The organism is Nocardia sp. NPDC049737 (assembly GCF_040674755.1).
Classification (GTDB): domain Bacteria; phylum Actinomycetota; class Actinomycetes; order Mycobacteriales; family Mycobacteriaceae; genus Nocardia.
This window is the reverse complement of record NZ_JBFANH010000001.1, coordinates 495,810-506,847: the sequence shown is the minus strand read 5'-3', so window position 1 is coordinate 506,847 and position 11,038 is coordinate 495,810. Positions and strand designations below refer to the sequence as shown.

Below are 11,038 nucleotides of genomic sequence, written 5' to 3'. Positions count from 1 at the left end.
TTAACTCAATGACGATAGGGGTACATAGCGAACAAGTAGTGATCCCGATCACCAGCACGGGCCTATCCGAGATACGCCGAGATCGCATTGGCGATGGCGCCGGCATACCTCGCCCGCCCATCGGGCGATTCGATCAGCGCCGCATCACCCGGATCGCGCATATTTCCACATTCCACGAGCGCGACCGGACGTTCGGAGAGGTTGAGCCCCGCCAGATCCGCGCGCGGATTCATGCCATCGGAGCCGACATAGGTCGACGGGACGAAGCCGGACCCGATCATGATGTCGCGCAACGTCGTTGCCAGTCGCTGCGACGGCTCACCCTGTGCCGGATTCAGTGGCGGCGACGAGTACGCGACGTGGAAGCCGTGCGCGCCCGCGACAGCGCCGTCGGCATGGATCGAGACGACAGCCGCCGCACCACTGCGGTTTCCGATCGCGGCGCGTTCGTCGACACAGGGGCCGACACCGGCATCGTCGTCGCGGGTCAGCACGACGCGAATTCCGCGGGCGGCCAAGGTATCCCGGACACGGATGGCGACATCCCAGGTGAATTCGTGCTCGGTATAGCCGTCGGTGGCGGATGTGCCGGTGGTGTTGCACGCCTTGGTTTTTCCGCGACCGTCCGGCACCTGACGGTTGATCTCGCCAGGCTGGGCGGCATTGCCGCCATTATGTCCCGGGTCGATGACGACGACGCGGTCATCGGCGATGAAGCTCGGCGGGTTCGTCGTCGGTTCGTCGCTTATCTGCGGCGTCGTGGTGCGCGCCGCTGAACCGGATGCGTCGTGCGCGCATCCACCGAGCAACATGCCCCACGCGCAGATCGCGGCGGTCGTCTTCCAGCTTCGCCATCGCATGGCACCGACACTGCCACAGCCTTGCAGCCGGTTCATCGGCACAGCTATCGGAACGCCAGCGCGCCGAGCGTATCCGCGTGCCGATATTGCAGATACTTTTTGACCGTGTCCGCGGCGACAGCCGCATTGGCGGTGACCACGGTGACCACGACGAATTCCTTTTCGGTCCCGTCGCGCCATTTGCCGGTGACGAAATTGTCGATGTAGGTGCCCGGTCGCAGGTGCAGGTCCTCATCGGTGAACTTGCCGAGCGCGGCCGTGGCCTGGCCCTGGGTCGACATCGCGAGGACGAATTGGGTGATCTTCAGCCCGCCGCCCTCGGCCCGGTACACCATTTCGGCGGCGTACTGGCAGCCCAAGCCGGTGAGCTTGCCGTTCACCTCGAAATCGCGGCAGTTGGCGTGATCGCGGCCCTCAACCCAGTCGGCGTGCAATTCCACGCTGTCGAATTTGAAATTCCAGTCCCCGGCGAAGTCGGCGTAGGTGAGCTTGCCCGAGGACGGTTGGCCAGGGGGCGGCGTTGTCGCGGTCGTTCGCGGGGTGGTCGCGCGCGGCGCGCTCGTGGCCGGGACCACAGTGGCCGTCGCATTCGACGCCTGCGGTTGGTCCTTGTCGCGCGCGGCGATAACGACCAGTCCGACGCCGAGCACGGCGACCAGCCCGAGCACCACCGCGACGATCACACCGGTCTTCGATTTGGGCGGCGGGCTCGGCGGCGGCGCGCTGGGATACCCCATCGGATAGCCGGTCTGCCCCCAGCCCTGCTGCGCCGGATAGCCCACCGGCTGTCCCCACGGCGCCGGATCCTGCCGCGGCGGCTCCCCATAGCCGTACGGATAACTCACAGCCTGCCCACCTCTCCCGCCGGGGCGGCGACCCCCACCACGTACTGATCGCGATCCGATCCCCCAGCGTTGCAGGTTCTGCCAGCTTAGCCGGTGAGTAATAAGCCCAGCGCAAGACCGAACATCAGGACCGCGATCACCGAATCGAGTACGCGCCAAGCGATCGGACGGGCGAATAGCGGGGCGAGTTTGCGGGCGCCATAGCCGAGCGAGGTGAACCAGATAATGCTGGCGACCATCGCGCCCGCGCCGAGGAACCAGCGGTCCGGGCTGGTGTAGGTATTGGCGAAGGAGCCGAGCAGCAGCACCGTGTCCAGGTAGACGTGCGGGTTGAGCCAGGTCAGGGCCAGGCAGGTGAGGATGGTCGCGCCGAGTGCGACGGTGGCGCCGGTGGAGTCGGCGGTCAGACTCGATGCCGCGACGGCGCGGCGGGCGGCGAGAATGCCGTAGCCGAGTAGAAAAGCGGCTCCGGCGTAGCGGATCACCGTCAGCAAGACGGGGGCGGATTCGACTACGACACCCAACCCCCCGACTCCCGCCGCGATCAGCACGATGTCGGACACGGTGCAGACCGCGACCACCGCGAGCACATGCTGGCCGCGCAGACCTTGGCGCAAAACGTAGGCGTTCTGCGCGCCGATCGCCACGATCAAGGAGAGTCCGAAGCCGAGTCCCGAGATGGCCGCCAGGGCCGCCGATGATGCCGTCACATGTATCGACGCTAGGTTCGAAGACCTGACCAGACCAGCTAAAGATTCTGAAGTACCTTTAGGATTTCTTAATGGACCTGCAGTTCGATCAGCTCCGCGCGCTCAACGCGGCCGTCACCGAGGGCACCTTCGACGCCGCCGCGCGCAGTCTGCGCGTGACGCCGTCGGCGGTCAGTCAACGCATCAAGGCGCTCGAGGATGCCGCAGGTCGCATCCTGCTGCAACGCACAAAACCGGTGCGGCCCACCGAATCCGGGCTCGCGGTGCTGCGTTTGGCGCGACAGATCGAGCTGCTCGCCGGGGATGCCGCACGCGAACTCGGCGATGTCGATCGGCCGGCGGGTCGCCCGATCCGGGTGCCGATCGCGGTCAATGCCGACTCGCTGGAAACGTGGGTGATGCCCGCATTGCGGCAGGCGCCCGCCGGTGTGTGTTTCGAGATACATCGCGAGGATGAGGAACATACGACTCGATTGCTGCGCGACGGGACGGTGATGGCGGCGATCACCGCCACCTCGTCGGCAGTGCAGGGATGTCGAGTAAAGCGGCTTGGTGCCATGCGGTATCGGCCCATGGCGAATCCGCGGTTCGCGCGGACCTGGTTCGCGGATGGGCCGACCGCCGAGGCATATTCCGTTGCACCCGTTGTACTTTTCGATCGCAAGGATGATCTGCAGGATCGGCATCTACGGCGGCGATGTGGACAGCCGGTGGATCCGCCGCGGCATTATGTGCCGTCGTCGGCCGGATTCGCGGAGGCGATTCGGATCGGGCTGGGGTGGGGGATGTTGCCCGATCTGCAGACTCGAAGTGGTCGGGACCTCGTGCCGATCGATGGGGATTCGTATATCGATGTGCCGCTCTATTGGCAGCAGTGGAAGGTCGATTCGCCTGCGCTCAGTGGCGTTGCGGGCGCCATTGCGGCTGCTGCGGCTGAGGCGCTGTCAGATGGTCCACGGCGGTGACTTGGGGAATGTCACGGGAAGCGCGGTCAATGCGCGGTGAATGGGCCCGGTCGCCATGTCAGGTCCGCTGCCGGGGTGGCGAGTCCGAGTTCCGGTATCGCATCGAGTAATTGCCTGTGTGCCGCATCGCCCGAATGCGCCGCGTCACCCCTCCAGATGAAGCTTTCGGCTCGAGGTCTCCGGCGCGAGGGTGGTTTCGCCTTGGCGGACGGTGATTACTCCTATGAGGATCAGGGTGCCGCCGAGGAGTTGGAGGGGGCGGGGGGATTCGCCGAGGAGGACCCAGGCGAAAGCGAGGGCGGCCAGGACTTCGAAGAGGGCTACGAAGGAGGCGAGGCGGGAGCCCAGGAGGCGGGTGGCGGCGATGCCGGAGACGTAGGCGAGGGCGGCGGTTATCGTGCCGAGCGCGAGGACGGGGAGCCACCACGAGACGGTGAAGTATTGGAAGACAACGGGATTGGTGGTGGCGTCGAGGGGGACGATGCCGATCGCGCCTGCCGCGAGGAGGGCGAGTCCGCCGAGGAGGAGACCACCGGCGGCGAGTACCGTGCCCGGCAGGGTGCCGTCGCCGTGGGCGGAGAGCAGGAAGTAGGCGGCGGCGCCGATCATGGCAGCGAGGGCCCATGCGATGCCGATGCCGCTGGCGGCCAGGCCGGAGCGCAGGTCGATGACCAGGATCAGACCGGCCATCCCGAGTACTGCGCCGAGAACCGTTGCGGCGCTCGGACGTTGGCTATTACGCAGCCATAGCCAGCCAACCACGGCCACCGGCGCGGTGTATTCGATGAGCAGCGCCACGCCGACTTGCATATGGGCTACGGCGTTGAAGTAGGCGAGTTGGGTACCGGCCACGGCGAGCAGTCCATACGCGGTGATCAAGGATGCGTTGCGGCGCAACAGATCCCAGTCACCGTGCAACTGCACCAGTGCGATCGGAACCAGAACCGCCGCGGCAACCAGCACCCGGACCGCCACCACGGACGCGGAGCTCCAGCCCGCATTCATCAAGCCGCGAGCCAGTGATCCCGATAGCCCGAACGAGGACGCGGACACCACCGCGCAAAGCAGTCCGGTCCGCAGCCGCTGCGCAGTGCTGTCATGAGTCATCGCAACCATGACTAATGACGCTAAGGTCGGCCAGGTAATATGTCAACATGGCCTTTGCCCATGACACTGAGGCGGCGTTGGTTGCGGCGGTGGAGCTGGTGAATTCCGCGGAGGAGCCGGATACGTTGACCGAGATCGCCCAGCTCGACGAGTTTTTCGACAAACACGTCTACACCGGCGTGCACGCCGGCGACGCCGCCGAGCTCGCCGCGGTGCGCGCCTTGCGCACGCCGCTACGTCACATGCTGACCAGTGATCGCGACACGACGGTGCGGCTGATCAACGAGACGCTGGCAAAGCATCGTGCCCTGCCACAGTTGGTTCGGCACGGCGATGTCGATTACCACATCCACGCGGTGCCCGCGCAGGCTCCGCTCCCGGTTCGCATCGCCGTCGAGACCGCAATGGCAATGATCGATCTGGTCCGCTCCGACGAGCTGAGCCGGCTATCCCTCTGCGCCGACGAGGGCTGCGAAGGCCTCGTTCTCGACCTGTCACGCAATAGATCGCGCCGCTACTGCAGCACAGCCTGCGGAAATCGCAACGCTGTCGCCGCCTACCGTGCGAGGAAGAAGTGAATCCCGGTCAGTGGAAGCACTAGCGCAGTCGCGCGAGTCGCGTACTACCTTGCTGGCACTAATTCCCCCAGAGAAGGTGTGTCATGCGATTTCTGGTGCTCATCGTCGGGGCCATCTGCGCACTCGCGGGCTCGCCAACGGTGCATGCGGAACCAGCCACATCCGAATCGACTGGTCCGCAGCAGGACTCGTTCTACCAAGCGCCCGCGTCGCTGTCGGCATTCACACCAGGCGCAATCGTGGCAGCCAGGCCGGTAGAACTCGCCATTCCCGACTTACCGGCGGACACCCAGACATGGCAGATCTCCTTCCGCAGCAACGACTCTCACGACCAGCCGATACTGGGGGTCACCACCCTTCTCGTACCCACAACGCCATGGCCGGGTCCGGATCCGAGACCTGCGGTCTCGGTCCAATTCGCCGAGGACGCGGTATCCGAGCAATGCGCGCCCTCACGCACTATGCACAGCGGCTCCGGTATCGGTTTGCAGGCCAACGAAACCTCGATTCCCGTCGCGTTATTGCGCCGTGGGTGGGCGGTCGCGGTGCCGGACCACGAGGGACCGAGGTCGGCATTCTCGGCGGGTTTCTCCGGCGGTCACATCGTGCTCGATGGCATTCGGGCGGCCAGACAATTCGAGCCCGGAGGTCTGACAGCGGCAACTCCCTGGGGACTGACCGGGTATTCCGGTGGTGCGGCCATCTCGGGGTGGGCGGCCCAGTTGCAGCCGTCCTACGCACCCGAACTTCCCCTCGTCGGGGCAACCCTGGGCGGCATACCCTCGGACCTGATGCTGCTCAGCCGATTCAACGGTACGGGCCCGGCCAGCCCGCTGGTGATCGCAACGCTGGCGGGTATAGATGTCGAGTATCCCGAGGTCGGTATCGCGTCTTTGCTCAATACCCAAGGCACGCAGGTGTTCGCAAAGATTCGGCAGATGTGCACCGAGCAATCGTTGACCAGTCTCGCCTTCACCAGCCTACCCAGCTTGGCGGCCGTGCCGGACCTCCTCGGTGATCCACGCGTCGCTGATGTCCTGGCGCGCAATACACTCGGCCGATTCGTGCCACGTGTACCGATCTACAGCTTTCACGGCGTTCTCGACGAAATCGTGCCGGTGAGTCAAGCCGACGATATGACGCGTCAGTGGTGCGCAGGCGGGGCGAGCGTACAGATCATCCGCGACGGTTGGCTCGACCATATATTGGAAGGCCTTGTCCACCAACAGGATGCGGTTGAATATCTCGCGGACCGGTTCGCAGGAGCTCCGGCACCAAACGGATGTTGATGGAACTCCCATGGTGTGAGGTGGTTGTTGGGCGTACTGCATACTGACCGCATGGGTGCTGTCAGTTTTCTGCACATCTTGATTCTGCTTGCGGTCGTGGCGGTGCCGGTGGTCATCGTGTTGATCGTGAAGTCCGGGTCGGGAGGGGGATCGCCGACGCCTGCGATGGCACCGGGGTGGTATCCGGACCATGCGAATCCAGGGCTGGTGCGGTGGTTCGATGGGTACCAGTGGACGAATTACACGCAGCCGCGGCAATGAAGGGGTTCAGCTGTGGAGCGTCACCACTCGGCGAAGGAACCGTCCTTGCGGTGCCAGATCGGGTTTCGCCAACGGTGGCCCTGTTCGGCAGCGCGAGTCACCGCAGCTTCGTCGATCTGGATGCCGAGGCCAGGAGCCTGGAGCAGGTCGACATAGCCGTCGTGGTAAGCGAAAACCGTCGGGTCGACGAGGTAGTCGAGCAAGTCCGAGCCGGTGTTGTAGTGGATGCCGAGGCTTTGCTCCTGAATGAGCAGGTTGGGGGTGGCGAAGCCGACCTGGAGGCTGGCGGCGAGGGCGATAGGGCCGAGGGGGCAGTGTGGGGCGAGGGCGATATCGCGAGCCTCGGCAAGGGCGGCGATGCGGCGGACCTCGGAGATGCCACCCGCGTGCGAGAGATCGGGCTGGACGACGGCGATGCCCTGATCGAGCACCACATTGAAATCCCAACGCGAGTAGAGTCGTTCGCCGGTGGCGATGGGAATGCTTGTCGCGCGGGTGATCTCGCCGATCTGGCTGCTGCACTCCGGGACGAGCGGTTCCTCGACGAAGAACGGCAGATACGGTTCGAGTAGCGGTAGCACACGCCGCGCCATCGGAATGGACAGGCGGCCATGGAAATCGACGGCGATATCGAAATCGTCGCCGGTTGCCTCACGCACCGCCGCGACGCGATCGACGATGCCTCGGGTCGCGCGCGGCGTATCGATCAGCTCCAATTCGGCGGAGCCGTTCATCTTGATCGCGGTGAACCCCTGTTCTTTTCGTTCTACCGCCGCGCGCGCGACATCGTCGGGACGATCGCCACCGATCCAGCTGTATACCCGGACACGATCGCGCACCGCACCGCCGAGCAACTGCCAAACCGGTACGCCCAGTGCCTTTCCTGTGATATCCCACAGCGCCTGGTCGATGCCCGCGACCGCACTCGACAGGATCGGTCCGCCCCGATAGAAGCCGCCCTTGGTAAGCATCTGCCAGTGCGCTTCGATGCTCATTGGATCCTTGCCGACAAGGTAGTCGGCCAGTTCGTCGACCGCGGCGGCGACGGTGTGAGCGCGGCCTTCGAGGACCGGTTCACCCCAGCCCGTGATGCCCTCGTCGGTCTCGATCTTCAGGAAGCACCAGCGCGGGGCGACCAGGTAGGTGGTGAGTGCGGTGATCTTCACCGGGACTCCTTTCGCACGCTCCAGCCGCCGTCGACGACCAGGTTGGCACCGGTGATGAAGGATGCGTCGTCGGAGGCGAGGAAGGCGACCGCGGCGGCGACCTCCTCGGGTGCGCCCATCCGGTCCAGCGCGGTGGCCTGGGCGGACAGCCGCCGACCTGCCTCGTCTACGTCATCCCATACCGGGGTGAGAATCGGGCCGGGCAGCACGGCATTGACCCGCACGCGTGCGCGCCCGTACTCCACGGCCAGCTGCCGGACCAAGGCGGTCAAACCGCCCTTGGCGGCGGCATAGACCGGATAACCGGGAAGCCCGAAGTGGGCGTGCACGCTGGAGACCGCGACCACATTGCCGCTGCGGCTGCGCAGATCGTCGATGAAGGTGTGCAGGCCGAGGAACAGCGGGGTCAGGTTGACCGCGAGGCCGTCATCCCATGCCTGCCTGGTCAATTCGTGGGCCGGGATAGTGGCCTGTCGGGACGCGTTGCTGCACAGGAAGTCCAGCGGTCCGAACAGCTCGTTGACACTATTGCGTAGCTCGATCCAAGAATCCTCCGAAGACACATCGCAGCGGACGAATTCGGCTCGATGACCGGCCGCACGGATCTTCGAGGCGACCTCGCGCCCACTCGCCTCAGCGATATCCGCGATGACGACCGCCGCGCCATCGGCGGCGAGCCGGTGGGCGGTGGCCGCACCGATGCCGGACGCACCCCCGGTGACGACCGCGACCCGGTCTGCCAGACGACTCATGCTCTTCCCTATCGGTTGATGTCGGCGCCGATGAGCAGGCCGAGTTCGTGCCGGAACGGCAGACCAGCCCAATCACCGGGTACGGATACGGCGAATGCGCCGCAGGTGGCGGCCAATTGCAGGCTGTGTCGCACGGAGCCGTTGTCGAGCACACCGGCGAGGTAGCCCGCGACGAACGCATCGCCCGCGCCGACCGGGTCGACGCTGCGGATATCCACCGCTGGCTGTCGGATCAGCTCGTCGTTGTGCAGTGCGAGTGCGCCTTCGGATCCGAGTTTGATCACAACTTGCGAAGGCCCCAGTGCGGCGAGGGATTCCGCCATCATGCCGGGGCTCGCGGACGGTACCAGGAGGGCTGCTTCGTCCGTACCCGCGAAGACGATGTCGGCGTGGGACACCAGCTTCGAAACTTCCACGGCCGCATCCGCTTCCGACCACAATGCGCGGCGGTAGTTGATATCGAGAGAGACGGTGACCCCGGCGTCGACGGCGGCGTCGAGTGCGGTGTGGACGGCGTCGCGGGCGGATGGGCTCAGTGCCGGGGTAATGCCGGTGAGATGCAGCACCCGTGCGGCGGCGATCTGGGCAGTGTCGATATCGGCGGCCGCTAATCGAGATCCTGCTAAATCCTTGCGGTAGTAGGTGACTCGCATGTGGTCGGCGGTTCGCCGCTCACGCAACATCAGCCCGCTCGGCAGTTCCGGATCGATTCGGCATCGCGAGATGTCGACCTGTTCGGCGCGGAGTCGATCGAGCATCATGGTGCCGACCGCATCGGCACCGATGCTGCCCACCCATGCGCTCTCGTGCCCCAACCGGCGGACGCCGATGGCGACCGTCGCTTCCGCGCCCGCGAAATCCATCCGCATTGTCGCACCGGGAGCCAAAGGGCCTGGCTCCGTGGCGGCGACGACACCGAGTGCTTCGCCCAAAGTTACCAATCCGCCTGTCATCGCCGTGACCTTCGCGCGCTGCGGTGCTCAGCATTCGGATCCCGCGAAACAGCAATCACAGCAACGCCTTCCGGACCGCGGACGCACGCTCACGCAACGCATCCAGATCACCGCCGGTGCACGCGTCACCGACGAGCGGCGAGCCCATGCCGAGCGCCCTGGCACCCGCATCCAGATACGCCCTGGCATCGGCGAGCCCGATACCGCCCGTCGGCACCAGCGGGATCTCCTTCAGCGGACCCCGAATCGCCTTCACATAGCCGGGACCGCCGACCGAGGCAGGAAAGACCTTCACCATGGTCGCGCCCGCCTGCCACGCACCGTGGATCTCGGTGGGCGTGAACGCGCCGCAGATCACCGGCACACCCATGCGGCGGCCCTCCGCGATGACCTCGGGGCATACCGTCGGGGTGATCAGATATGCCGCACCCGCGTCCACAGCTCGAGCGGCATCGGTCGCCGTGAGCACTGTGCCCGCGCCGACCGCGTGGGCAAATCCGGCGCAGTCGCGCAGTGCCTCCAGTGCCCCCGGCGAGTTGAGCGTGAACTCCACCGCCGTGATGCCCGACTCGTGCAGTACGGCGGTCACCTCGGCGAACCGAGCGGCCGTCGGAGCGCGCAGGATTGCGATTACCGGCGGATTCAGGGTGAGGACGCGATCAGCGGTCATGGGTTACTCACCAACCTCGCATCGGAGTAGGTATTCGTCGCAAGACCGGTCACGCCCGGCTCACAGGTGAACAGCCGCCCAGCATCCGGATCAGCGGAACCCTCCGCGGCCGTGGTGATTACGAGAACATCCAGGTTCGGTCCGGCGAAGGCGCAACTGGAGACCTGCGCCGGGCCGACATCGATCACCGCATGCGGCCGACCCGATGGATCGAACGAACGCACCTGCCCCGCACCCCACACCGCGACCCAGACGAAACCCTTTGCGTCCACAGTCAAACCATCGGGCAGACCGTCCGGAAACTCCGCGAAGGTGCGTCCATTGCTGAAAGTGCCGGTGGCCGAGTCGTAGTCGAAGGCTTCGACTCGATGTGTCGGGCTGTCCGCGTAATACACCGTGGCACCGTCCGGGCTCCAGCCGAGACCATTGGAGATCGTCACCTGCTGACGCACGGTACTCAGCCCCCCATTGGGATCGAGTCGATAAAGCGCTGCGGTGCCCGGGATTTCGTCCTCGGACATGGTCCCGGCGAACAGTCGCCCGCACGGGTCGGCCTTGGCATCGTTCATACGCCGCCGTACCCCGTCATCGGGCAGCGATAGCGTCGCTACTTCGGTCATTGTGCCGTCAGCGATATGCAGGAAGGTGTCGACGGCAGTCGCGATCAGCCCGCCCGATGCGCACGGCACGACCGCGCTGACCCGCTTTCCCACTGCCACGGTGGACCTCTGCACGAGGTCACCGTCGCGCAGTGTCGCGCGATGAATGCGTCCCGCCGGAATATCCACCCACAGCACCTCATCGGTGCGGTCATCCCAGACCGGTCCCTCACACAACCTGCCCGGCCTCGGCGAGCACCGAGCGGCTTTCAGTTCGATCATC

13 protein-coding genes and 1 pseudogene are annotated in these 11,038 nt (G+C 65.6%); 4 read left to right on the top strand and 10 right to left on the bottom strand.

Translation table 11 applies throughout. The features are described from left to right. Positions 1 to 62: 62 nt before the first annotated feature. The 3 genes from AB0J47_RS02400 to AB0J47_RS02390 form a co-directional block, all read right to left on the bottom strand. Entirely contained in the window at positions 63 to 860 is a 798-nt protein-coding gene (locus AB0J47_RS02400; RefSeq protein ID WP_364339564.1) for an N-acetylmuramoyl-L-alanine amidase, read from the bottom strand. Between the two features lie 44 nt (positions 861 to 904). Next, the gene (locus tag AB0J47_RS02395; protein ID WP_364339562.1) at positions 905 to 1,705 is read right to left on the bottom strand and encodes a hypothetical protein; all 801 of its coding nucleotides are present in this window, start codon (positions 1,703 to 1,705) and stop codon (positions 905 to 907) included. Positions 1,706 to 1,791: 86 nt separating this feature from the next. Then, entirely contained in the window at positions 1,792 to 2,415 is a 624-nt protein-coding gene (locus tag AB0J47_RS02390; protein ID WP_364339560.1) for a LysE/ArgO family amino acid transporter, read from the bottom strand. Between the two features lie 71 nt (positions 2,416 to 2,486). Here AB0J47_RS02390 and AB0J47_RS02385 point away from each other — a divergent pair, with 71 nt between their 5' ends. After that, positions 2,487 to 3,380, top strand: coding sequence for a LysR family transcriptional regulator ArgP (locus AB0J47_RS02385; RefSeq protein ID WP_364339558.1), 894 nt, complete (start codon positions 2,487 to 2,489; stop codon positions 3,378 to 3,380). On the opposite strand, the pseudogene AB0J47_RS02380 reads toward AB0J47_RS02385, so the two are convergent. Together AB0J47_RS02380 and AB0J47_RS02375 are read right to left on the bottom strand one after the other, a co-directional pair. Then, positions 3,360 to 3,493 (bottom strand): annotated as a pseudogene (locus AB0J47_RS02380) (cytochrome P450); the annotation flags it as partial. The gene AB0J47_RS02385 and the pseudogene AB0J47_RS02380 sit on opposite strands and share 21 nt — an antisense overlap. Before the next feature lie 31 nt (positions 3,494 to 3,524). Then, positions 3,525 to 4,496: a DMT family transporter gene (locus AB0J47_RS02375; protein WP_364339556.1), complete on the bottom strand. Its 972-nt coding sequence runs from the start codon at positions 4,494 to 4,496 to the stop codon at positions 3,525 to 3,527. Positions 4,497 to 4,534: 38 nt separating this feature from the next. On the opposite strand from AB0J47_RS02375, the gene AB0J47_RS02370 reads away from it, so the two are divergent. The 3 genes from AB0J47_RS02370 (at position 4,535) to AB0J47_RS02360 (ending at position 6,615) form a co-directional block, all read left to right on the top strand. Next, positions 4,535 to 5,065: a CGNR zinc finger domain-containing protein gene (locus AB0J47_RS02370; RefSeq protein WP_364339554.1), complete on the top strand. Its 531-nt coding sequence runs from the start codon at positions 4,535 to 4,537 to the stop codon at positions 5,063 to 5,065. An 83-nt stretch (positions 5,066 to 5,148) separates the two neighbouring features. After that, the gene (locus tag AB0J47_RS02365) at positions 5,149 to 6,354 is read left to right on the top strand and encodes a lipase family protein (RefSeq protein ID WP_364339552.1); all 1,206 of its coding nucleotides are present in this window, start codon (positions 5,149 to 5,151) and stop codon (positions 6,352 to 6,354) included. A 51-nt stretch (positions 6,355 to 6,405) separates the two neighbouring features. Beyond that, complete coding sequence (locus tag AB0J47_RS02360; RefSeq protein ID WP_364339550.1) at positions 6,406 to 6,615, top strand: DUF2510 domain-containing protein; 210 nt, start codon at positions 6,406 to 6,408, stop codon at positions 6,613 to 6,615. A gap of 20 nt (positions 6,616 to 6,635) precedes the next feature. On the opposite strand, the gene dgoD is transcribed toward AB0J47_RS02360, so the two are convergent. From dgoD to AB0J47_RS02335, 5 genes are read right to left on the bottom strand one after another with little or no spacing between them, the layout of a single operon-like run. Next, the gene (dgoD, locus tag AB0J47_RS02355) at positions 6,636 to 7,781 is read right to left on the bottom strand and encodes a galactonate dehydratase (RefSeq protein WP_364339547.1); all 1,146 of its coding nucleotides are present in this window, start codon (positions 7,779 to 7,781) and stop codon (positions 6,636 to 6,638) included. Further along, positions 7,778 to 8,533: an SDR family oxidoreductase gene (locus AB0J47_RS02350; protein ID WP_364339545.1), complete on the bottom strand. Its 756-nt coding sequence runs from the start codon at positions 8,531 to 8,533 to the stop codon at positions 7,778 to 7,780. The genes dgoD and AB0J47_RS02350 overlap by 4 nt, the downstream gene beginning before the upstream one ends. Before the next feature lie 8 nt (positions 8,534 to 8,541). Next, positions 8,542 to 9,486, bottom strand: coding sequence for a sugar kinase (locus AB0J47_RS02345; RefSeq protein ID WP_364339543.1), 945 nt, complete (start codon positions 9,484 to 9,486; stop codon positions 8,542 to 8,544). Positions 9,487 to 9,541: 55 nt separating this feature from the next. After that, complete coding sequence (locus AB0J47_RS02340) at positions 9,542 to 10,156, bottom strand: bifunctional 4-hydroxy-2-oxoglutarate aldolase/2-dehydro-3-deoxy-phosphogluconate aldolase (protein WP_364339541.1); 615 nt, start codon at positions 10,154 to 10,156, stop codon at positions 9,542 to 9,544. Next, the gene (locus tag AB0J47_RS02335; RefSeq protein WP_364339539.1) at positions 10,153 to 11,037 is read right to left on the bottom strand and encodes an SMP-30/gluconolactonase/LRE family protein; all 885 of its coding nucleotides are present in this window, start codon (positions 11,035 to 11,037) and stop codon (positions 10,153 to 10,155) included. The genes AB0J47_RS02340 and AB0J47_RS02335 overlap by 4 nt, the downstream gene beginning before the upstream one ends. Position 11,038 lies beyond the last annotated feature (1 nt).